Origin of the sequence: Bacillus sp. MUM 13, assembly GCF_001866725.1 — a bacterium.
Classification (GTDB): Bacteria; Bacillota; Bacilli; order Bacillales; family DSM-1321; genus Peribacillus.
Map to the genome: position 1 here is coordinate 1 of NZ_MLYQ01000020.1, position 21,946 is coordinate 21,946.

A 21,946-nucleotide genomic window follows, 5' to 3' on the forward strand; every position below is an offset into this window, starting at 1 on the left:
AGAAAAGCTTTAAGTGCCCGCATAAGCACGGGTCACAGCAAGCATGGTTTATATTATCTTTCGCTGTCAAAATCTGATTATGTAAAATCATAACAGTTTTATGAATTTATTTCATCCTACTTATGCCGGGAACGAAAAATCCGCCAGCATATAATGTGCGGCGGATTTCCCTTTTTATTCGTTTGCTTCGTCATAGGCGGTAATGATTTTCGCAACAAGCGGGTGCCGAACAACATCGCTTTGTTCCAGGTAGGTGAAAGAAAGTCCTTTAACACCCTTTAAAATTTCCTCAACCCGTTTTAAGCCTGATTTTACGCCTTTGGGCAGGTCTATCTGTGTTCTGTCTCCAGTGATGACCATTTTTGATCCAAATCCAAGCCGTGTCAGGAACATTTTCATTTGCGCCTGGGTGGTATTCTGTGCTTCATCGAGGATGACAAATGCATCATCCAGCGTTCTTCCCCTCATATATGCAAGGGGAGCAATTTCAATGGTTCCCCGTTCAATCATTCTTTGGGTCTGTTCCATGCCTAAAAAGTCATGAAGGGCATCATATAACGGCCGGAGATAGGGATCTACCTTTTCCTTTAGGTCACCTGGAAGAAACCCGAGGCTCTCGCCCGCCTCTACTGCAGGCCTTGTCAAAATAATCCGTTTAACCTGGCCATTTTTCAAGGCATTGACCGCCATTACGACAGCTAAGTAGGTTTTCCCCGTTCCCGCTGGTCCGATTCCGAATACTAAATCCTGTTTTTTTATCGCCTGCACATAATGCCTTTGGCCGATGGTTTTGACCCTGATGGATTTGCCTTTGGCCGTTTTTGCAATTTCCTCTTCGTAAAGATCGCCAAAGTATTCAAGCGTTCCTTTTTTTGAAAGCTCAATGGCATAAATAACATCCCGTGAGCTGATGGAAATCCCTTTGCGGATAACTGAAAGCAAAGCGTTCAGGATATCGCCGGCAACGAGCGCCCGTTCTTCCTCTCCCGCAATCATGATGCCGCCGCCGCGTGTAATGACCGATACATTAAACTCTTCTTCAAGCACTTTTAAATTAGAATCAGCATTTCCCAGTAAAGCCTGGGCTTCATTAGGCGATTCGAGCTCTAAGTTTATTACTTTTACATCTTCTGGCATTCGTTAGTCTCCTTGAATGATTGGTTGTCCAGCTGCAATATTTTCAATTACTTGGTAATGAATAGATAATTTTACTTTACCATTGTCTATGCTTTCATGCAAAATTTTCTCCCCAGTTATCCTAGCATCATCAGGCAGTTTTTTCTCCAAATGTTTTTTTGCATCTGCCATTGCCTTTGCCGCTGCTTCTTTTTCCGTATAAACGCGGGTAATTTCCTCTTTGCTCCGCTTTGTTTTTACTTTATAGGAAAAAGGGAGTTCCCATTGGAGGAAATGAAAAGGCTTGACTGTTTCTTCTTCTACATATTTCTTATATCCGGGATTTTTAAATCCCCAGACGGGAATGGAGATATTCCAAAGCTTCAGATAGTGCCGGACATTTTCGTCTCCGTTATAGACAGAGAACTTAGTTGCCAAAGGAACCTCTGCTGTAGCTCTATACCACGTTTCACCCATGATTACTCCTTTTGCCGGAACAATCTTCGGACTTTCAGGGTTTCCGATGAAGCCGGAGACCAGCAGCTGTCCCTTGCCCACATAATCATGCACTTTAACCATAGATTGTCCCTTTTCCACAAACATATAAGTAATAACAGCTTTTTTTGAGGCAATCAGGTTTTGCGGAGAAGTTTTTTTCACAGCTTTAGGCTGTTTCTTTTCTACAACCTGGAAATGGAAGGTTGTCCCCTTCAGTTCCACTCCCACCCATGTCAGGGCACTGATACGGTCCGATAATTTGCGCTGGATGGTCTCCGGATCATCCACAAAAAATTGCACCTTGCCGATCTTGACTCCCATCCTGTCCAGCTCTTTGCGTATGGCATGCTCGGTCTGGGGCTTAGCATTATGAATCTGTATGCCCCAAACCATGTTCGACAGCATGAAAATGCAAAACAAAAAAGCAAAAAGGCCAGCAACGAATCCGCTGTTTTTTTTCATGCGTTTCAGAAAAAACGGCCCTCCGAATCCTCCTTCGAATTTCACCTTGCAGTCACTTTTCCTTACAGCCTGCCTAAGCCGGGAAATCTCCCTGAATTCCATCATAAAAAGGATTTCATCTGTTCCCGAGCGCCTGACATCCCATATCGGAATGCCTTGTTTGGTCAGCGTATTAATAAGACGCTCTATCCCCCGGCCATACGCTTTTACCTTGACATAGCCCTTATACTTGTTTGTCCATTGATTTTTCATGGGTCGCCTCCCCCAAGCTCACTCATTGATAAAATAAACCTTATCTATCGTTCCTTGAAGCATGATTTCTTCAGGTAAAATCGTTTTAATAACAAAGGCATTTCCTTTTATCAAAAGCTGCCCCTTTTTCAGCATCAGCCTTACTTCTGTATCTGTAAAAGTCAGGAGTCCTCTGTGATTTTCTATATAAATATGTAATTGGCCAATAATTGTAATGCGCGGCAGGTCCATCATGACATCTTGCGGTAGGTCCATGGTCTGCACCATTAGCCGTTTAAGTTTCTGCCCCCATTTTCGCGCCATAAAAAAAGAACCCCCTTTCATCTCAATGTATGAAATGAAAAGGGGTTCTAGCACAATTTTTTCTATCCTCGCCGGCCATGACCAGCAGTACCGCGCACCTGCCGAAGCGTACGCTTCGATCTCGGCGGACCCAATACTTCGGCAAGTATGATCCCTTCCGCGAGTTTTTCCCTTGTGAAGGCTAAATCCTGCCTATACACAGGGCTGGATTCATCTCTGATGGCTGACGGCCGCACAGACATCATTTTCTCCTCCATTCGCCTTTGGCGTATGATGGCGTCCTGCTGAGAAAGTCTCGCAAGTTCTTCCCGGGCGCTTTCTTCCCTTAATGCTTCAGAAAGGGGCTTTGGCACCTGGTGTCTCTCATGTACTTCTTCCTGCTTCTCCGCAGGTTCTTTCCTGCTTATTTGCTTCCTGTTATTATGCCCTCCAGCCGAATGCTTTTCTGTGCTTTTTTTTATTTTTCCAGCTGCAGAAGATATGATTCCAATCAGAACAATAATGCTCCAGATGTTATTTAAGATCAAATCGGTCAAGGAATGCATCTAAACGCCTCCCTTACTTTTTATCTTTAGGATCTTTAGTCCCATTGCTGATAGAATTTCTCATATCTGTATCTGCAGAAAGATTTTGATAGTTCATATAATCCATGATGCCGATGTTTCCATTCTTTAATGCGTCAGACATAGCCAAAGGCACCTCAGCTTCTGATTCCACCACTTTAGCTCTCATTTCCTGCACGCGTGCAAGCATCTCCTGTTCAAGTGCCACAGCCATAGCGCGGCGCTCCTCTGCTTTTGCCTGAGCAATCTTCTTATCAGCCTCTGCCTGGTCTGTCTGCAGGATGGCACCGATATTTTTGCCGATTTCAACATCAGCAATATCAATGGACAAAATTTCGAATGCCGTACCGGAATCCAGACCTTTCGATAGAACGGTCCTTGAAATGATGTCAGGATTTTCCAGCACCTTTTTATGATTCTCAGAAGAACCAATGGTGGATACGATGCCTTCGCCGACACGGGCAATGACGGTTTCCTCACCCGCACCCCCTACCAGCCTGTCAATATTCGCACGTACAGTGATACGTGCAATCGCCTTTACTTCAATTCCGTCCATCGCCACCCCCGCTATGAACGGAGTCGTGATTACCTTAGGATTAACACTCATTTGTACAGCCTGCAATACATCACGGCCGGCCAGGTCAATGGCAGCGCTCCGCTCAAAAGGAAGCTCGATATTCGCGCGCTGGGCAGCGATAAGTGCATTTACTACCCGGTCTACGTTTCCTCCTGCAAGATAATGGCTTTCCAGCTGGTTTGTCGTTACACTAAGCCCTGCTTTATGAGCCTTGATCAGAGGATTAACCACCCTGCTTGGAATAACACGGCGCAGCCTCATTCCCACAAGCGTGAATATGCTGATTTTCACTCCTGCCGCAAGGGCTGAGATCCAGAGCATAACCGGCACAAAAGTAAGCAGAACAGCTAAAACAATAACTGCAGCCACAATAATCAGCAATAAAAAAATAGTTCCAGAAGTCATTTCCAACGTCTTCATCCTTCCTGTTAGTCAAGATTGTTTATTTTTTATCTCTCGTACAACAATTCGCGATCCTTCTGTTTTAACGACCCTGACAGCCGAGTTTTTTGAAATAAACCCGCCTTCTGTCACCACATCTACCCTTTCCTCCCCGATAAGCACAGTGCCGGCAGGGCGCAGATCTGTAAGGGTCATGCCCGTTTGCCCGAGAAGGTCGGAGCGGTCCGGACTAGAAATATATCCTTGTTCTGTATTCGTTGAATCAGTCAAAATGATTTTTTTGAAAAATTTCATTTCTTTACCAAACACCTTTACAAATAGTATGGCTGCAATAACGGATACCGCCAGTGCAATTAACAGTGAAATGGCCATCTCAACAGCACTTTCTGCGGCCAAAAATAAGCTGCCGACGATAGCGGCCAGCCCAAAGGCGCCAATGATTCCTCCAGGCACAAACAGCTCGAGAAGCACAAGGACGACTCCTGCTGCAAATAAGCCGATAGATTCATAACCAGCCATTCCGGCAACAAGATGGCCATAGAAAAACAGCACAATGGAGATGGTTCCAATGATGCCAGGAATACCAAATCCCGGCGTAAATAATTCAATTACAATGCCAAGTAAAGCAATAGTCAAAAGAATCGGGACTACGACCGGATTTGTGATGAATCTCGCCAGTTTATCACCAATATTTTCATCGATTGGCCTCACATCTGCAGCAGTGATATCCAGCTTTTCATATAGTTCATTTTTTCCTGAAACAGTCCCTTCACTATAGCCAGCTTTTTCAGCCTGTGCCGAGGTAAAAGTGAGAAGTTTTCCTTTTTCAGCCCCATATTCAGGCAAATCAACATTCTCATCCGCCATCGCTTGAGCGTAGAGAGGGTTGCGCCCATTTTGTTCAGCAGCCGTCTTCATGGCTGCAAGCCAGTATGACTGCGCCTTTTTTTCTGCCGTATTCCCAGAAGAATCGATAACAGCCGCTGCCCCCATAACGCCACTTGGAACCATATAAATTTGATCCGCATTAAGCGCAATATAGGCGCCAGCCGATAATGCACGATTATTCACATATGCAACGGTTTTAAGAGGCGTATTTCCCAGAATTTTCGCTATTTTCCCGGCAGAATCCACCAGACCGCCGGGCGTATTGATTTCAAAGATTACAAGACTGGCATGATCCTTTTCTGCCTTGTCCAGAGCACGGGACAAAAAGGCATACAAACCGTCTTCAACAGTATTTTCGATAGGGACAATATAAACCGGCTTGCCTTTAGCCTCAGCTTGATGTGAAGAAAAATATGAGGGGATTAGAATGAACAGAAATAAAAAGAACACCAAAGCCTTTTTCAGAAGCAGCTCCTCCTTTCACTTTTCCTGCCTACCTAATTATTACGTATGTAAAACAAAAAAGTTTCATGAATAAAAATGCGGAAGCGCCTGTTCAGCTTGCGAAGCAAATAGGGTTTTGGCCTTGGAAGGCGCTCTTTGCCTTCTGAGGCCAAAACATCTTTTGCACAGCAAGCTAGGCGCTGCAGCTGGATTGAATAAAAAAAGCGTAAGCGCCTGGTCAGTGGATCAAAGACTAAGAGCGCCGCGTCCTGCGGCAACGTCTTTGTGACCCCCATCCTGGGGGCCCCGAATAGCATAAGACGCATCAGAATAGAAGGCGCTTTTTGCCTTCAATTCACTTATGACCTCGAGGGGCTAGGCGCTGAAGCTGGATTTCAGAATAACAAAACCCATGATTCATACGAATAAAATAAGTGAATATTCATTCACTTCACTTTACTAAAAAACCGCAGACAATTTGCATTGCCTGCGGTTTATAGTCAGGTATAGAATTATGAAAGGCGTTCAAGCACCAGTTTATTAACGATTGAACCATCCGCCTTGCCTTTTAGCTTCGGCATAAGCGCTCCCATAACTTTACCCATATCAGCTTTAGATGATGCGTTGACTTCTTCAATTGTTTTAGAAACAATATTGGAAATTTCATCTTCTGAAAGTTGCTCTGGCATATATGCCTCAACGTATCCTATTTCGGTTCGGACTTTATCCACGAGATCGATTCGACCTGCATTTTCAAACTCTTGGAGGGAGTCTTTGCGTTGTTTTAATTCGCGAGAGAGCACTGTCAATTCATCTTCTGCTGTCATTTCCTGCTTGCCAAGCTTAATTCCTTCGTTTTGAAGGGAAGCTTTAAGCATGCGGATGACAGAGAGTTTATCCTTTTCCTTGTCCTTCATCGCTTGTTTCATATCATTATTTAAACGCTCGAGAAGACTCATAATTCCACCCTCTCTTAGAATTTACGTTTTCTGGCAGCTTCAGACTTTTTCTTGCGTTTTACGCTTGGCTTTTCATAAAATTCGCGCTTCCGTGCTTCCTGAAGCGATCCTGCTTTAGATACAGTACGTTTGAAACGACGAAGAGCATCTTCAAGCGATTCGTTTTTACGAACGACGGTTTTAGACATCTCTTTCCCTCCCTCCGAGAACAACACAATAAATCATAGTTGTCAACATGCTATAACATGTACTAAACCATTATAATATAAGCCTAAAGGCAGGTCAACTGAAATTGTGAAACTTCTTCGCTTCCCGCCAAAATGTTCCCGGTGTTACAGGTGTTAAAAACCAGTCATTGGATAATCAACTTGTCCATACACTGGTTATAAGAGGTGAGGCGGCTTGCATGTTTTACTGCTTTTTTCCCTGTATATCGGAATGTTTTTACTAGGGATGCTTGTGCTGAGAAAGGGATTATTTCAGCTTTCAGGAGATAAATTAAAAGAATTTCTATCCAAAGTCACAGATGCTCCCTGGAAAGGTTTTCTGTCGGGAACCATTATTACGGGCATTCTTCAAAGCAGTTCCGCAGTTATGGTCATGACGGTTGGTCTCGTATCTGCAGGAAGCCTGACGTTTCCGCAGACAATCGGCATTATCCTTGGAACTAATATAGGATCTACGGCTACCGCTGAATTCATGTCCTTTTCACTTGACCGCATTATCATTCCCGGAATAGTTTTAGGCACTATGCTCCTGTTCATCCCAAAATCACTGGCCCGGAGCCTTGGCATGGCCTTCATCGGAATATCTTCCATCTTTGCCGCTATGAGCGGTTTTAAAATGCTTTCCAGCACCCTTACAGCTTATCCAGCTGTAAATCAGGTACTTCAGGCCATGGAAAAAAACCTGTTTCTGGCCCTGCTGATCGGGATGGCCCTAACAGCGCTCATACATTCAGGCTCAGCCACAATAGGAATTGCCATGAGCTTTTTGATGGGAAATCAGCTGACTGTGGATACAGCCATTGCCATCATGCTGGGTTCAAATATCGGGACATGCATTACTGGATATATGGCAAGCATAGGATCAGGAAAGGAAGCAGCTTTTACGGCTTACGCACATATCTGGCTCAATGTTATCGGCGTGCTTGCATTTTTTCCTTTTATTCACCAGCTTCAGCAGGCTGCAGCATACCTTACAGATGCCAAGGAAACACAGCTGGCCCATGCAAGTGTCTTGTTTAATGCAGCAACTTCAATCATTGTGCTTCCCTTTTCGCACCACTATGCCCGTTTTATTTTATTTCTTCATAAGCCCCGTACTTAGAAAGTAAGCATCTTGACTCACGGGGACAGAGAGGGCAGGTTTATCATCTGTGGGGAAAATAAAGTTAAACGAAAAAAGCGTGCGGCAGGCAAAATGCCACCGTTCACGCTTTTTCCTATCTTTATCTTAATAGTCAGAATCAGAAGTAAGCCCTTTAATGATCGCAATACCCGCACTTGCACCGATTCTGGTTGCTCCTGCTTCGATTACTTTGTTGGCATCTTCAGTATTGCGAACGCCGCCTGAAGCTTTGACGCCGATATCCGGTCCTACTGTTTTTCTCATTAATGCGATATCCTCAGGAGTGGCTCCGCCAGTTGAGAAACCAGTCGAGGTTTTCACGTAGTCTGTACCTGCTTCAACCGCAATTTCACAAGCGCGGACTTTTTCTTCTTCAGTAAGCAAAGAAGTTTCGATAATAACCTTTGTCAGTGCTTTGCCAGTTGCAGCTGCAACTACTGCCTGGATATCTTTTTTTACAGCTTCATTGTCTTTGTCTTTCAGAGCGCCGATATTAATGACCATATCAACCTCATGTGCACCGTTTTCAATTGCATTTTTCGTTTCAAACGCTTTCGTTTCAGGTGTATTGGCTCCTAAAGGGAAACCGATTACAGTACAAACCTTAACGTCTGAACCCTGAAGCAATTCGCTTGCATATTTGACCCATGTCGGGTTTACGCAAACAGAAAAGAAATGGTGCTCTTTAGCTTCCTCGCATAGAATTCTTACCTGTTCTTTTGTTGCTTCTGCCTTTAACAGCGTGTGATCTATTAGGCCTGCTACATTTTGGCTCATAGTGAAACTCCTTTCAAAAACAGCTATTGAGATGTACGTACCTCTCAACTATAACATGTTTAAGATAAATTGACGAGCTCTTTACATATTACCCAAAAAATAATATTAAACACGCTTTCACTAAAATCCATCTATCCAAAACAAAAACCCCCAGCAGGATTGTATGCGGTCCATTCAATCCTGCTGGGGGTTATTATATAGGTGATCTCTTAGCCAAGAACGGCTTCTTTTAAGGAACTGTTCTCAATAACTGTAACAAATTGGCCCTCGCTGTGAGGATATCCAGCTTTTGTCACCTTGACCTTCACGATTTTGCCGACCATTTCTTCCGATGCCGGGAACACCACTTTCAGGTAGTTATCTGAATAGCCTTCGTATAATCCGCTCTCAGGAGCTTCTTTAAAACGTTCTTCAGGTATGACTTCCAGTACTTCACCTTCAAAGCGTGAAGCATATTCCTTTGCCAGCTGATCAGAAAGGGCAATCAAACGATGAACACGTTCATTTTTCACTTCTTCATCAATTTGGTCTTCCATTCTCGCTGCCGGCGTACCGGTACGTTTGGAGTAAGGAAAAACATGAAGCTCAGAAAATTTCTGTTCTTCAATAAAAGAAAATGTCTCCATGAACTCTTCTTCCGTTTCTCCAGGGAATCCTACAATGACATCCGATGTAATGGCAAGCCCAGGCAATGCCTGTCTAAGCTTATCTAAACGGTCCGCAAAGAATTCCATTGTATATTTCCGTCTCATCCGTTTAAGGACAGTATCAGAACCCGATTGGATCGGGATATGCAGATGGCGGACAACTTTATCGGATTTTGCCAGCACTTCAATCACTTCGTCAGTGATTTGGCTTGCTTCTATAGAAGAAATCCTGATTCGCTTTAATCCTTCCACCTGTTCTTCCATATCACGGAGAAGCATGGCTAGATTATAATCCTTCATGTCTTCACCGTAGCCTCCCGTATGAATGCCGGTAAGCACAATTTCCTTATACCCTGCATCAACAAGCTGCTGCGCCTGGCGGATGACTTCCTTAGGATCTCGTGAACGCATAAGGCCGCGTGCCCAAGGAATGATGCAGAATGTGCAGAAGTTATTGCAGCCTTCTTGGATTTTAAGGGACGCACGGGTGCGGTCAGTAAAAGCAGGAACATCCAATTCTTCATAAACCCGGTTTTTCATTATGTTGCCTACTCCATTGATTGGCTGGCGCTCTTGTTTATATTGCTCGATGTATTGAAGCATCTTGGTCCGGTCCTGTGTGCCGACAACAATATCAACGCCCGGGATTGCCATAATTTCAGCAGGTGAAGTCTGCGCATAGCAGCCAGTCACCGTGATAACGGCATCAGGATTTTTTCTGATGGCACGGCGGATGACCTGACGGCTCTTTTTATCGCCGGTGTTGGTAACCGTGCATGTATTGATTACATAAACATCTGCAGGAGATTCAAATTCCACACGGTCATAGCCCTGTGTTTTGAATAGCTGCCAAATGGCTTCTGTTTCATAATGGTTTACTTTGCAGCCCAATGTATGGAAAGCGACAGTTGCCATTTTCATCACCTCAATAATTCTAAATGATAAGATACAGCCGCTAATGCATATAGCGGTGCTGTTTCTGTCCTTAATATCCTTGGCCCAAGCCCGCAAGAAATAAACCCTGCATCGCTTAGCTTTTCAATTTCAGCCTCTGACAAGCCGCCCTCAGGACCAAAGACAAATAAAATTCTCTGTCCGGGCTCTGCCTTGCCAAGTAAAGAGGCTAATATGCTGGTTTCGCCCCGCTTTGCTTCTTCTTCAAATGCTATCAGTTTCACATGGAATCCAGAAAGGTTCGCAAGCTCCGTAAGGGAAACTGGTTCTTGCACATTCGGCAAAATTGTGCGGTGGGATTGTTCAGCCGCTTCCTTTGCAATTTTCTGCAGGCGCTCTGTTTTTTTGCCGGCTTTTTTTTGATCCCATTTTACGACGGAACGGGCCGCAATAAAAGGGATAAATTCTGCAGCACCAAGTTCAGTGCCTTTTTGGACGATATACTCCAATTTATCCCCTTTAGGAAGACCGCTCGCAATGGTTACAGAAACGGGCAGTTCTTTTTCTTCATGCTTCCATTCTATAACGTTACCGATCACCGAATCGCTGGAAATATCTGTTATCTCACAAACACCTGCTTGTCCATCCTCTGTAACAGCAATGATTTTTGAGCCTGATTCCATTCTCATGACACGGGTAATATGATGAAAATCATCTCCGGAAATGGTTACAGTATTTCCTTTAACATCACATTTCCTCAAAAAATAACGCTGCATACTGGCACCCGCTTTTTTAGTAATAGAATTTCCCGTTTATCGAAAAAAAAGCCGGAGCTGCGCTTTAATGATTTCTCTTAGCAATCAGCGCAACCCAGTCTTCCATTAGTATCGTTTCCTCAATGGTAAATCCGGAGGCGCTAATTGCATCCTTTACATCCTGCTTTTTAGCCTGAATGATTCCTGAAGCGATAAAATATCCGCCCGGTTTTACTGCTTTAGCTACATCATCAGTAAATCTAATGATGACTTCCGCCAAAATATTGGCAACAACCACATCAGCAGCTTCGTCGACGCCATCAAGCAAATTGTTCTGGGTGACAGAAACAATATCCTGCACCTTATTGAGCTTTACATTCAGCTTAGCAGAAGTAACAGCAACGATATCAAGATCCAGCGCCTGCACCTTTTGGGCTTCCAGCATAGCCGCCGCAATACTCAGAACACCAGAGCCTGTACCGACATCCACAACCACGTCATTATGCTTCACTGTTCGCTCAAGTGCCTGGATGCACATAACAGTCGTAGGGTGTGTGCCTGTTCCAAACGCCATTCCCGGATCAAGCTCGATGATAAGTTCATCGCTCTTGACTGGTGTATATTCTTCCCAGGTAGGAACAATTGTAAATCTTTCCGAAATTTTTACGGGATTATAATACTTTTTCCAGGCAGTTGCCCACTCTTCTTCATTGACTTCACTGATTGAAATCGAGTTTCTTCCAAGGTCGATATCAAAAAGGAGAAGATTATTGATTGCGTCCTTGATCTCCTCTACCGTTTCACCAAGAAAGCTATTGACAGGCAGATAGGCTTTCAGGATTACACCTTCCTGCGGATAGTCTGCAGGATTTAGCTGGTAGATTTCACCGAATACATTTTCCCGTTCTTTTACCAAATCGGCAGGGTCCTCAATGACGACCCCGCTGGCACCTGCTTCATGCAGAATATTGGAAACTGGTTCTACTGCTTCATTTGTTGTGTGGATTGTTAGTTCTGACCACTTCATATTGCAAAACTCTCCCCTTATTCGCCTTTAAAGGCACGCTTTACTTTTGAAAAGAAGCCGTCTTCGTGTTCATCAGGTGCAGATTGACCGCTGATTTCAGAGAACTCCCTAAGCAATTGCTTTTGTTTATCCGTTAATTTTTTCGGTGTAACAATCAAAATGACCACATGCTGGTCTCCCTGGCCATAGCCCCTGACATTAGAAACACCTTTTCCTTTCAAGCGGAATCGAGTGCCTGTTTGCGTGCCGGCAGGAACTTTCAGTTTTACCTTGCCGTGCAGGGTCGGTACTTCTATTTCGTCACCCAAAGCTGCTTGTGTAAAGGTTATTGGCATCTCACAATAAATATCGTCGCCGTCACGCTCGAAGAATTCATGGCCGCGAACGTTAAATACGACGTATAAATCTCCTGCAGGACCGCCGTTTACACCTGGTTCGCCCTGGCCTGAAACGCGCAGCTGCTGGCCATCATCGATACCGGCCGGAACCTTTACGCTGATTTTTTTACGTTTTTGAACCTTGCCTGCTCCGTGGCATGTTGAACATTTATTCGGAATGATCTTTCCAGTTCCCTGGCAATGATGACAGGTGCGGCGATTCACAATCCGCCCGATTGGTGTATTTTGCTCTACATTTAACTGCCCTGTTCCGTGGCAGTGCGAACATGTCTCAACCTTAGTGCCAGGCTTTGCACCAGTTCCGTGGCAAGTATCGCAATTTTCTTCACGCGGGATTTCAATTTCCGTCTCTTTTCCAAAAACAGCTTCTTCAAAAGAAAGAGTCATGGTGTATTGAAGGTCTGAACCCTGCCTTGGTGCATTCGGATCTCTCCTTCTGCCGCCACCGCCGCCAAAGAACGTGCTGAAGATATCTTCAAACCCGCCAAAACCGCCGCCGCCAAAGTCCTGGCCGCCAAAACCGCCAAAGCCCTGATTAGGGTCTGTATGCCCAAATTGGTCGTAATGGGCTTTCTTTTGTTCATCGCTCAATACTTCATAAGCTTCCTTGATTTCCTTGAACTTGTCTGCCGCATCTGCTTCTTTATTAATATCAGGATGATATTGTTTGGAAAGCTTGCGGTATGCTTTCTTTATTTCATCTTTGGAAGCACTTTTCGACACTCCCAATACCTCGTAAAAATCACGTTTGCTCATAGATTAATCCACTCCCGATCCGTTTCACATAAAGATAATATTATCATTTTTTAAAGTTAAAGTGCAAGGTAAAAAGTAAGGCCGGCAAATGACTGCTCCCATCATTTAACACAGGACCCTTTATCATATGCATACAGCTTCATCCATTTCCAGCTAAAGGGAAAATTAACCATGTTCCGATTGCATCTTACCGCCATTTCGAAAACCACTTTCAGGCAAGGGGACTTCGGCCGGCAGCCCGCCTTTGGAATCCCGCACCTTCAGAGATAAACAATACGTCTCATTTAAAAAAAGCCAAAGCCAAGAAACCCTGACTTTGACTTTTTTAATGGTAGCCAATTCAGCTTTTTTTAGCTGAATTATTTTTTATCGTCGTCGTTAACTTCTGTGTACTCAGCGTCCACTACGTTATCGTCGCCATTTCCCTGCTGGTCAGCTCCGCCTTGAGCAGCCTGCTGGGCTTTTGCAGCTTCTTCATAAAGCTTCACGGAAAGATTCGTCACGATTTCCTGAAGTGCATCTTTCTTTTCACGGATATCGCTGATTTCATTTTTCTCGATCGCTTCTTTCAAAGCATCCTTCGCTTCGTTTGCTTTAGCAACTTCTGCTTCATCTACTTTGCCCTCAAGATCTTTTAAAGTCTTTTCAGTTTGGAATACTAGCTGATCTGCTTCGTTGCGAAGCTCAACTTCTTCTTTGCGGTTTTTGTCTGCTTCCGCATTTTCTTCCGCTTCGCGTACCATGCGGTCGATTTCTTCATCAGAAAGGCCTGATGATGATTTGATTGTGATGGCCTGCTCTTTGTTTGTGCCAAGATCTTTAGCGCGAACATTTACAATGCCGTTTTTATCAATATCAAATGTAACCTCAACCTGAGGGATTCCGCGTGGTGCCGGCGGGATATCGCTCAATTGGAAACGGCCAAGTGTTTTGTTGTCGGCTGCCATTGGGCGCTCACCCTGAAGCACATGGATGTCAACAGCAGTCTGGTTATCTGCAGCAGTTGAGAATACCTGTGACTTGCTTGTAGGAATCGTTGTATTGCGGTCAATTAATTTTGTGAATACTCCGCCCATTGTTTCAATTCCAAGAGAAAGAGGTGTTACATCAAGAAGTACAACATCCTTCACATCGCCTGTAAGCACTCCGCCCTGGATTGCAGCACCCATTGCTACTACTTCATCAGGGTTTACGCCTTTATGCGGCTCTTTTCCTGTTTCTTTGCGGATCGCTTCCACAACAGCAGGAATACGGGTAGATCCGCCGACAAGGATAACCTTATCGATATCAGATGGTGAAAGGCCTGCATCTTTAAGTGCCTGGCGAGTAGGTCCCATTGTGCGTTCTACAAGGCTTGAAGAAAGCTCATCAAATTTCGCTCTTGTAAGGTTCACATCAAGGTGAAGAGGTCCTGTTTCTCCAGCTGTAATGAAAGGAAGTGAAATTTGTGTTGAAGTAACGCCTGAAAGATCCTTTTTCGCTTTTTCAGCAGCATCTTTTAAACGCTGAAGAGCCATTTTATCTTTAGAAAGGTCAATACCGTTTTCTTTTTTGAATTCAGCAGCCAGATAGTCGATGATGACCTGGTCAAAGTCGTCTCCGCCCAATCTGTTATCTCCTGCAGTCGCTTTAACTTCAAATACGCCATCTCCAAGCTCCATGATGGAAACGTCGAAAGTACCGCCGCCAAGGTCAAAAACAAGGATTGTCTGGTCTTCTTCTGTTTTGTCCAAACCGTATGCAAGTGCTGCTGCAGTCGGCTCATTGATGATGCGCTCTACTTCAAGTCCGGCAATTTGCCCTGCATCCTTAGTTGCCTGGCGCTCAGCGTCATTGAAGTAAGCAGGAACCGTAATAACTGCTTTTGTAACTTTTTCTCCAAGATATTCCTCAGCATATGATTTTAAATACTGAAGGATGATTGCAGAAACTTCTTGAGGAGAATATTCTTTTCCTTCTGCCTCTACCTTATGAGCTGTACCCATATGGCGTTTGATTGAAATAATTGTATTAGGATTTGTGATCGATTGGCGTTTTGCAACTTCACCGACCTGTCTTTCCCCATTTTTGAACGCAACAACTGAAGGAGTTGTGCGGTTGCCTTCCGGATTCGGAATTACTTTAGGCTCGCCGCCTTCCAGTACAGCGACACAAGAGTTCGTTGTACCTAAGTCAATACCAATAATCTTGCTCATTTTTCCATTACCTCCCGTTTTCGTATGTAACCGATTATAATCGGATTATCCGTTCACTTTGACCATAGCAGGGCGAAGGACCCGATCTTTTAGCATGTATCCTTTTTGGAATTCTTCCACAACCACATTGGATTCGAAATTTTCATCCTCTACCTGCATTACAGCCTGGTGCAAGTGGGGGTCAAATTCTTTTCCAACTGATTCAATCGGCTCAACGCCTTCTTTTTTAAGTGCAGCTAAAATGCCCTTATGCACCATATCCATGCCTTGAAGCAAGGATTTAGTCTGCTCATTATCAGCTTCCACCTTAATGGCTCTTTCAAAGTTATCAAGGGCCTGAAGAAGTTCAGAAGCAAGATTCTGAGCTCTATATTTTTGAGCCGCTTCAAAATCCAATTTCGAACGGCGCCGTGAATTGTCAAAATCAGCCTGAAGGCGAAGGTATCGATTCTCCATCTCCTCTATTTTCGCTTCCAATTCAGCGATTTTAGCGGATGAATCCGTCGTTTCTTCAGATGCTTGGAGATTCTCATCCTGAACATCACCTTCTGCAAATATAGCATCAGCCTCAGTTTCTGCAGCTGTCTCATTTTCAACAGTTGATTCGTTCTTTTTTTCTTCTGTCACAATTTCACCTCCCTAAAAGGGTTGTTTATATGCTAGGAATATTAAGCAGGGAGGATATTCATCCCCCTACCAATATTGCCTTTGCTAATGGTTTTGATACAATCTTGTCAAAAGTGCGGTCATGTCGTTCGAGAAAAATTCCAATAGACTGATGACTCGTGAATACTGCATTCTTGTAGGTCCCAGGATTGCAATTGTGCCAACCTGCTCCTCGCCCACTGAGTAAGTGGCAGTAATCAGGCTACAGTCATCAAGTACCGTATTATTATTTTCCCGGCCGATTTTCACATGGATACCAGCTGGGTTTTGTTTGATCAAATCATACATTCCCTGTTCCTGTTCAATCATCGAAAGCAGTGATGTCACTTTTTCGATATCATGAAATTCAGGCTGCTTCAGCATATTGGTTTTGCCGCCAAAAAAGATTTTTCCGGCTTCGGAAACCGCAAAAGTATCTGCCAGAGACGATACAATTGTACCGTAATCATGGATATGCTGCCTCAAAAGCACGGCAACTTCTTTATAAATTTTATCCTTCAGCTCTGCAAGCGGCACTCCAGCCAGCCTGTCATTAAGGATGTTCGCCATCTTTTCAATTTCATTCAAATCGAAGGACGGCGGCAGGGAAATCATCTTGTTTTCCACATGCCCGGTATCCGTTATGATAATGGCAATAGCTGTATCTTGGCTGATAGGGACAATCTGGATCTTCCGGAGCTTATTATCCTTCACTTTCGGGCCCAGCACGATGCTTGTATAGCTTGTTAATTCAGAAAGGATCTTTGCAGATTTCTGGACAATTTTCTCCAGTTCATAAATCCGCTCAGCAAAAATGGACTGCAGCATTGCCCTGTCATCCTTCTTAAGCCTTTGCGGGTGGAGAAGATGATCCACGTAGTATCTATACCCTTGTTCAGACGGGATACGCCCTGATGAAGTATGAGTTTTTTCGATAAAGCCCAATTCTTCAAGATCCGACATTTCATTGCGGATTGTCGCTGAACTAAAGGTGATTTCTTCTTTTTTTGACAAGCTTCGCGAGCCTACCGGCTGAGCATTTCTAATAAAGTCATCGATAATAACCTTCAGGATCAGCAATTGACGATCAGTTAACATGTTTGATCACCTCTGTTAGCACTCTATACCACTGAGTGCTAATACTACTAATAAATTAACAAATGAAGCCAATGATGTCAACGGATAAACATTTCTTTTTTTCTTATAAAAATGATTGAAAGACTTCATTGCCCAGCAGCTTTCCCTGTTGGGTCAAACGGACGGTGCCGGCTCTTTCTTCCAGCAGCCCTTTTGAGAATTGTTCTTCGAGCGGTTTCCCGAAAATCTCCTTCATTTCTACAGAAAACTTTTCCCTGAAATGCGCAAGTGAAACGCCCTCTGCTTTTCGGAGGCCTAAAAACATTTCTTCTTCCATTTTTTCTTTTATAGAAACAGTATGCTCCTCCATTGCAGGCAATTCTCCCTCTGAAATAGGGGTCATGTATTTTTTCAGGGGTCCGTAATTGGCAATTCTTTTCCCTGATGTATAGCTGTGCGCCCCTGCCCCAAACCCGAAATACTCTTCATTATTCCAGTATGTCAGGTTATGTCTGCTTTCAAAACCAGGCTTTGCAAAGTTCGAAATCTCATATTGGCGGAGGCCATGCTTGCCCATCGTTTCCATCAGCACCTCATACATCTGCGCTTCCAGTTCCTGCGGCGGCAGATTGAGCTTTCCTTTTTGCATAAGGTTGTAAAAAACAGTTTTTGGCTCAACAATCAATGAATATCCTGAAAAGTGAGGAAGCGAAAGCTCCATCGCCTTATTCAAAGTATCTTTGAAGTCTTCCATTTCCTGCCCTGGAAGACCGTATATTAAATCAATGCTGATATTAGTAAAACCGGCCGCCCTGGCTTTTTCAAGTGTTTCATATACATCCGAAGCCTTGTGTGTTCTGCCAATCTTCTTTAATAGCTCATCATTAAAGCTCTGCACCCCAAAGCTTAGCCTGTTTACACCTGAGTCATAAAGCACCTTCAGCTTCTCAGCCGATAAATCTCCGGGATTGGCTTCAAATGTGTATTCAGTATTTTCGTTAAAAGGAAGGGTTTCTTTAATGGATGCACACAAATATTCCAGCTGTTTTTCATCTAAGGAAGTCGGAGTACCTCCTCCGACGAAAATAGTGTCAAGATTGCCGGCCGTGTATGTGCGGAGGGAGAGCTCCATTTCTTTTTTCATGCTCTTCAGATATTCATCTACAGGCTGCCCCTGCAGGAAAACTTTATTAAAATCGCAATAATGGCAAATATGCTCACAAAACGGAATGTGAAGATATGCACTTTTAATCATTGTCATCACCCTTTTAGTCTGGCTTACAAGATAGAAAAAGAGGCTAGATGTCAGTTGTGACCGGTCTAACCTCTTTTTTTGCTTATTTATTTTTTCGGAGTCGTGTCGTCCATTTTCAGAACCGCCATGAAAGCTTCCTGCGGCACTTCTACAGAACCAACCTGCTTCATCCGCTTTTTACCTTCTTTTTGCTTTTCAAGCAATTTACGTTTACGGGAAATATCTCCGCCGTAACATTTTGCCAGCACGTTTTTACGCATGGCGCTGATTGTTGAACGTGCTACAATTTTTTGCCCGATGGCAGCCTGGATCGGCACCTCGAATTGCTGTCTTGGAATCAATGCTTTCAGTTTGTCAACGATCAGCTTGCCGCGTTCATAGGCGAAATCGTTGTGAACAATAAAGCTCAAGGCATCAACTGTTTCTGCATTCAAAAGGATATCCATTTTCACAAGCTTAGAGGTTTTATAGCCGATCATTTCATAATCAAATGAAGCGTATCCCCTTGTATTGGACTTCAATTGATCAAAGAAGTCATAAACAATTTCAGAAAGCGGAACTTCATATACAATGCTGACACGGTTTTCATCCATATACTGCATATCGATGAAATTTCCCCGTTTATTCTGGCAAAGCTCCATAATCGCCCCTACGAATTCATTAGGTGCCATCATGGTCGCTTTTACATAAGGTTCTTCCACACGGTCTATTTTCTGGGGATCCGGCATATTGGAAGGGTTATCCACCTTCAGCTGGGTGCCATCCGTTAAGATAACATCGTAAATTACACTTGGTGCTGTTGTAATCAGATCAATTTTAAATTCGCGTTCAATACGCTCCTGGATGATTTCCATATGAAGAAGTCCAAGGAATCCGCAGCGGAAGCCGAAGCCTAGGGCCTGGGAGGTTTCCGGTTCGAACTGAAGCGCAGAATCATTCAATTCAAGCTTTTCCAGCGCATCTCTTAAATCATTGAAACGGGCTGAATCAATCGGATACAAACCGCAGTATACCATCGGGTTCAATTTACGGTAGCCGGGCAGTGCTTCAGCAGCACTATTCTTGGCACCTGTAATTGTATCCCCCACGTGCGTATCGCCGACATTTTTAATGGCGGCTGTCAGGAAACCTACATCTCCCACAGTCAATTCATCCAGCTGCTTAGCTTTTGGCGTGAACACACCGAGTTCGATGACTTCGAATTCTTTTCCCGTTGCCATCATTTTAATTTTATCGCCGACTTTGACAGAGCCTTCAACTATACGGATGTAAGCAACAACTCCGCGGTAAGCATCATACAAGCTGTCAAAAATCAGCGCCTTCAAAGGTGCTTCCGGATCGCCTTGCGGGGCAGGAACAAGTTCTACAACCTGCTCAAGGATATCTTCAATCCCAATCCCTGCTTTTGCAGAGGCAAGAACGGCATCGCTCGCATCCAGCCCGATTACATCTTCAATTTCGCCGCGGACCCGTTCAGGATCGGCACTTGGCAAATCGATCTTATTGATAACCGGAATAATCTCAAGGTTATTATCCAAAGCCAGATACACATTGGCCAGAGTCTGCGCCTCAATACCCTGGGCAGCATCCACAACCAGGACCGCTCCTTCACAGGCAGCAAGGCTACGCGATACTTCATAAGTGAAGTCGACATGCCCTGGTGTATCAATCAAATGGAATATGTACTCTTCTCCATCCTTGGCTGTATATCGTAATTGAACAGCATTTAATTTAATCGTAATTCCCCGTTCACGCTCAAGGTCCATCGAATCCAAAAGCTGGCTCTTCATCTCGCGCTGAGCCAAAGCGTTCGTCTTTTCTAAAATACGATCCGCCAATGTAGATTTACCATGGTCAATATGAGCAATAATCGAAAAGTTACGAATTTTAGATTGCCTCTTTAACTTTTCTTCTCTATTCATAACATTCACTCCTACTTGTCGACACAATGCACTATTTTTGATTATAGCAGTACAAAAAGAGAGATTCAACAAGAAAAGCGGATGCGCCTGTTTAGCTTGCGAAGCAAATAGGCGCATGGGACTGGAAGGCTGACCTTTGCCTTCCTGGCTCGTGAGGTCTTTTGCACAGCAAGCTAGGCTCTGAAGACAGGGGCTAACAAGGACAAGAGCATCCTGAAGCGGAAATCAGCCCCCTGTTCAGTGCACAGTTTACGAAAACAGCCTTCTTGAAAATTAATGTTTTTAATAAGCTTTATAAGGTAATCACATTGTTAAACAGAGCTGATTGGAGCGTAAGGTGCGAGACTCCAATCCCCGGTTTAACAACGGAATCGCTTCACGGAACATATTAAAAAACAACAATCATTAAGAAAAGAGCCTAAAAAAAAGAGAACTTCCTAAAAACGGAATTTCTTAAAATTATTTATTTAACTCTTCGGTAAGAATGTTGATGGCTTCCATAACTTCTTCAACATTTTCCTTGTTATTCATTTCATTTCTAGCGTGAAGTAATACTGGTCGAACTGACTCAACTGAACGCCCGAATTCATACATCCATTCATATCTTGGAACCATCCAAGTATGAAAATGATGGGTGGTGTCTTCGTTGTAAAAATAATAGACATATTCAATCCCTAAAGCATCTCTTTGTGCTTTTCTTATTCTTGCTAAAATGTTTATGTAGTCTAATCTTTCGGACTCGGTTAAATCATCTAAACATTTGATGTGTCTTTTGGAAGCTAAAATTATTAGCCCTCTAATTGGATAAGCGACATCTTGATGGGCGTGAAAGTGCTCTGTTTCAATAACTACGCCTCCTTCTGGTTCAACTAATCCACTTGTTAATGCACAACTAAGGCACTCAACTTCTACCGTTTCTCCATTTGATAAGGTGATTTTTCTCAAGTGTTTTTCCCCCGAACGAAAATAGTATAGTTTTTTATTCCGGATAACAACTCCAATTGATTGAAAAATATAGTTTATATCTCGAACTTAGATACCCTAAATGTATCATATGTTTCCTTGTTTGGAATTAAATTCCCCACTACTATCATATCTTTCATCGTGACTTCATTTCTTTGATGACTGCGGTGGTAGTTGTTGACGTTTTGAATATGATATAGACCCTTAGTCCGAGTTTTATCATCAGATTTGAATTGATAAATGTCCATATCATTTTCAGCGGCATAGGTTTTAAAGGCACGCCAAGCATAGGTGCACAACACATTTTTGTTTGAAAGTTTATGCCCAATAGCTTTGTTTAATTGCTCTTTGGTTAACCGCCCCATTTCTAATGTCTGTGAAAAGGTCGCTTTGTCACGGTCTCTTGGTACCAATTAACTCTGCCGTTTTACGAAGAGAATATCCTTCAATCATACATTTCATGAATTTCGTCCAATGATTAAGATGACGTGTTCGGTATTGTGCTGTATTGGTGAAGTCAGTAAAAGTCTTTCTACACCCTTTACAGCGATAACGCTGTTTCTTCACTTCTTGACCATCCACGATAGTAGAATACTTCCCAAAACGTACAATATACTTCGACTCACAATCAGTACAATGAAAGCCTTCCTTAGTTCTTACGTTCTGAGATTTCTTGCAAAACCGTCCCTGTTTAGGATGACACAGTAAGAGCATCGATTAAATATTCTCGCAACCGATGCGTTTCTGCTGGATTAAGTTTTTGAATGGCTTTGAGGATTTCGGTTGCTCTCACAGTTATCACCAACTCATATTTGATGACC

The 21,946-nt window shown here is 43.6% G+C and carries 20 protein-coding genes and 1 pseudogene; 1 reads left to right on the forward strand and 20 read right to left on the reverse strand.

Annotation, left to right across the window (positions count from 1 at the left end; genetic code table 11):
- Window positions 1-174: 174 nt before the first annotated feature.
- The 8 genes from BIV59_RS06785 to rpsU all read right to left on the reverse strand — a co-directional run bounded on the left by BIV59_RS06785 (window position 175) and on the right by rpsU (window position 6,652).
- Window positions 175-1,137 (reverse strand): PhoH family protein, encoded by a 963-nt coding sequence (locus BIV59_RS06785; protein WP_071350712.1) that lies wholly within the window; start codon window positions 1,135-1,137, stop codon window positions 175-177.
- A 3-nt stretch (window positions 1,138-1,140) separates the two neighbouring features.
- The gene (gene yqfD / locus BIV59_RS06790) at window positions 1,141-2,328 is read right to left on the reverse strand and encodes a sporulation protein YqfD (protein WP_071350713.1); all 1,188 of its coding nucleotides are present in this window, start codon (window positions 2,326-2,328) and stop codon (window positions 1,141-1,143) included.
- Window positions 2,329-2,346: 18 nt separating this feature from the next.
- Window positions 2,347-2,631, reverse strand: coding sequence for a sporulation protein YqfC (yqfC, locus tag BIV59_RS06795; protein WP_071350714.1), 285 nt, complete (start codon window positions 2,629-2,631; stop codon window positions 2,347-2,349).
- Between the two features lie 62 nt (window positions 2,632-2,693).
- A complete protein-coding gene (locus tag BIV59_RS06800; protein ID WP_071350715.1) occupies window positions 2,694-3,176 on the reverse strand; it encodes a hypothetical protein in 483 nt (160 codons plus the stop codon).
- Window positions 3,177-3,189: 13 nt separating this feature from the next.
- The gene (floA, locus tag BIV59_RS06805; protein WP_071350750.1) at window positions 3,190-4,176 is read right to left on the reverse strand and encodes a flotillin-like protein FloA; all 987 of its coding nucleotides are present in this window, start codon (window positions 4,174-4,176) and stop codon (window positions 3,190-3,192) included.
- A gap of 27 nt (window positions 4,177-4,203) precedes the next feature.
- Window positions 4,204-5,511 carry an NfeD family protein gene (locus tag BIV59_RS06810; RefSeq protein WP_240501862.1) on the reverse strand — a complete coding sequence of 436 codons (1,308 nt, stop codon included), beginning with the start codon at window positions 5,509-5,511 and terminating at the stop codon, window positions 4,204-4,206.
- Window positions 5,512-6,017: 506 nt separating this feature from the next.
- Window positions 6,018-6,464, reverse strand: coding sequence for a GatB/YqeY domain-containing protein (locus tag BIV59_RS06820; protein ID WP_071350718.1), 447 nt, complete (start codon window positions 6,462-6,464; stop codon window positions 6,018-6,020).
- A 14-nt stretch (window positions 6,465-6,478) separates the two neighbouring features.
- Complete coding sequence (gene rpsU / locus BIV59_RS06825) at window positions 6,479-6,652, reverse strand: 30S ribosomal protein S21 (RefSeq protein WP_028391853.1); 174 nt, start codon at window positions 6,650-6,652, stop codon at window positions 6,479-6,481.
- Between the two features lie 214 nt (window positions 6,653-6,866).
- Between rpsU and BIV59_RS06830 the strand changes: the two genes are divergently transcribed.
- On the forward strand, window positions 6,867-7,793 hold the full coding sequence (locus BIV59_RS06830; RefSeq protein WP_139194329.1) for a Na/Pi symporter: 927 nt from the start codon (window positions 6,867-6,869) through the stop codon (window positions 7,791-7,793).
- Between the two features lie 126 nt (window positions 7,794-7,919).
- On the opposite strand, the gene deoC is transcribed toward BIV59_RS06830, so the two are convergent.
- The 12 genes and pseudogenes from deoC to BIV59_RS22740 all read right to left on the reverse strand — a co-directional run bounded on the left by deoC (window position 7,920) and on the right by BIV59_RS22740 (window position 21,918).
- Window positions 7,920-8,591 carry a deoxyribose-phosphate aldolase gene (gene deoC / locus BIV59_RS06835; RefSeq protein WP_071350719.1) on the reverse strand — a complete coding sequence of 224 codons (672 nt, stop codon included), beginning with the start codon at window positions 8,589-8,591 and terminating at the stop codon, window positions 7,920-7,922.
- 209 nt (window positions 8,592-8,800) lie between these two features.
- Window positions 8,801-10,153 carry a tRNA (N(6)-L-threonylcarbamoyladenosine(37)-C(2))-methylthiotransferase MtaB gene (gene mtaB / locus BIV59_RS06840; RefSeq protein ID WP_071350720.1) on the reverse strand — a complete coding sequence of 451 codons (1,353 nt, stop codon included), beginning with the start codon at window positions 10,151-10,153 and terminating at the stop codon, window positions 8,801-8,803.
- Window positions 10,154-10,158: 5 nt separating this feature from the next.
- Complete coding sequence (locus BIV59_RS06845) at window positions 10,159-10,908, reverse strand: 16S rRNA (uracil(1498)-N(3))-methyltransferase (RefSeq protein ID WP_071350721.1); 750 nt, start codon at window positions 10,906-10,908, stop codon at window positions 10,159-10,161.
- 64 nt (window positions 10,909-10,972) lie between these two features.
- Window positions 10,973-11,914: a 50S ribosomal protein L11 methyltransferase gene (gene prmA, locus BIV59_RS06850; protein WP_071350722.1), complete on the reverse strand. Its 942-nt coding sequence runs from the start codon at window positions 11,912-11,914 to the stop codon at window positions 10,973-10,975.
- 17 nt (window positions 11,915-11,931) lie between these two features.
- Complete coding sequence (gene dnaJ, locus BIV59_RS06855; RefSeq protein ID WP_071350723.1) at window positions 11,932-13,068, reverse strand: molecular chaperone DnaJ; 1,137 nt, start codon at window positions 13,066-13,068, stop codon at window positions 11,932-11,934.
- A 359-nt stretch (window positions 13,069-13,427) separates the two neighbouring features.
- Window positions 13,428-15,263: a molecular chaperone DnaK gene (gene dnaK, locus BIV59_RS06860; protein ID WP_071350724.1), complete on the reverse strand. Its 1,836-nt coding sequence runs from the start codon at window positions 15,261-15,263 to the stop codon at window positions 13,428-13,430.
- A 45-nt stretch (window positions 15,264-15,308) separates the two neighbouring features.
- Window positions 15,309-15,890 (reverse strand): nucleotide exchange factor GrpE, encoded by a 582-nt coding sequence (gene grpE, locus BIV59_RS06865; protein ID WP_071350725.1) that lies wholly within the window; start codon window positions 15,888-15,890, stop codon window positions 15,309-15,311.
- 84 nt (window positions 15,891-15,974) lie between these two features.
- Complete coding sequence (gene hrcA / locus BIV59_RS06870) at window positions 15,975-17,006, reverse strand: heat-inducible transcriptional repressor HrcA (RefSeq protein WP_071350726.1); 1,032 nt, start codon at window positions 17,004-17,006, stop codon at window positions 15,975-15,977.
- A gap of 103 nt (window positions 17,007-17,109) precedes the next feature.
- The gene (gene hemW / locus BIV59_RS06875) at window positions 17,110-18,240 is read right to left on the reverse strand and encodes a radical SAM family heme chaperone HemW (protein WP_071350727.1); all 1,131 of its coding nucleotides are present in this window, start codon (window positions 18,238-18,240) and stop codon (window positions 17,110-17,112) included.
- An 86-nt stretch (window positions 18,241-18,326) separates the two neighbouring features.
- Entirely contained in the window at window positions 18,327-20,162 is a 1,836-nt protein-coding gene (gene lepA, locus BIV59_RS06880) for a translation elongation factor 4 (RefSeq protein ID WP_071350728.1), read from the reverse strand.
- 459 nt (window positions 20,163-20,621) lie between these two features.
- A complete protein-coding gene (locus BIV59_RS06885; RefSeq protein ID WP_071350729.1) occupies window positions 20,622-21,107 on the reverse strand; it encodes an HIT family protein in 486 nt (161 codons plus the stop codon).
- A gap of 74 nt (window positions 21,108-21,181) precedes the next feature.
- Window positions 21,182-21,918 (reverse strand): annotated as a pseudogene (locus BIV59_RS22740) (IS1595 family transposase).
- Between the last annotated feature and the right edge of the window lie 28 nt (window positions 21,919-21,946).

Coding starts and splice junctions, on each gene's coding strand:
- mtaB (WP_071350720.1), bottom strand. CDS start 10,153: ATGGCAACTGTCGCTTTCCATACATTGGGCTGCAAAGTAAACCATTAT.
- deoC (WP_071350719.1), bottom strand. CDS start 8,591: ATGAGCCAAAATGTAGCAGGCCTAATAGATCACACGCTGTTAAAGGCA.
- prmA (WP_071350722.1), bottom strand. CDS start 11,914: ATGAAGTGGTCAGAACTAACAATCCACACAACAAATGAAGCAGTAGAA.
- rpsU (WP_028391853.1), bottom strand. CDS start 6,652: ATGTCTAAAACCGTCGTTCGTAAAAACGAATCGCTTGAAGATGCTCTT.
- dnaJ (WP_071350723.1), bottom strand. CDS start 13,068: ATGAGCAAACGTGATTTTTACGAGGTATTGGGAGTGTCGAAAAGTGCT.
- hemW (WP_071350727.1), bottom strand. CDS start 18,240: ATGATTAAAAGTGCATATCTTCACATTCCGTTTTGTGAGCATATTTGC.
- BIV59_RS06820 (WP_071350718.1), bottom strand. CDS start 6,464: ATGAGTCTTCTCGAGCGTTTAAATAATGATATGAAACAAGCGATGAAG.
- hrcA (WP_071350726.1), bottom strand. CDS start 17,006: ATGTTAACTGATCGTCAATTGCTGATCCTGAAGGTTATTATCGATGAC.
- BIV59_RS06845 (WP_071350721.1), bottom strand. CDS start 10,908: ATGCAGCGTTATTTTTTGAGGAAATGTGATGTTAAAGGAAATACTGTA.
- BIV59_RS06785 (WP_071350712.1), bottom strand. CDS start 1,137: ATGCCAGAAGATGTAAAAGTAATAAACTTAGAGCTCGAATCGCCTAAT.
- dnaK (WP_071350724.1), bottom strand. CDS start 15,263: ATGAGCAAGATTATTGGTATTGACTTAGGTACAACGAACTCTTGTGTC.
- BIV59_RS06800 (WP_071350715.1), bottom strand. CDS start 3,176: ATGCATTCCTTGACCGATTTGATCTTAAATAACATCTGGAGCATTATT.
- yqfD (WP_071350713.1), bottom strand. CDS start 2,328: ATGAAAAATCAATGGACAAACAAGTATAAGGGCTATGTCAAGGTAAAA.
- lepA (WP_071350728.1), bottom strand. CDS start 20,162: ATGAATAGAGAAGAAAAGTTAAAGAGGCAATCTAAAATTCGTAACTTT.
- yqfC (WP_071350714.1), bottom strand. CDS start 2,631: ATGGCGCGAAAATGGGGGCAGAAACTTAAACGGCTAATGGTGCAGACC.
- floA (WP_071350750.1), bottom strand. CDS start 4,176: ATGACTTCTGGAACTATTTTTTTATTGCTGATTATTGTGGCTGCAGTT.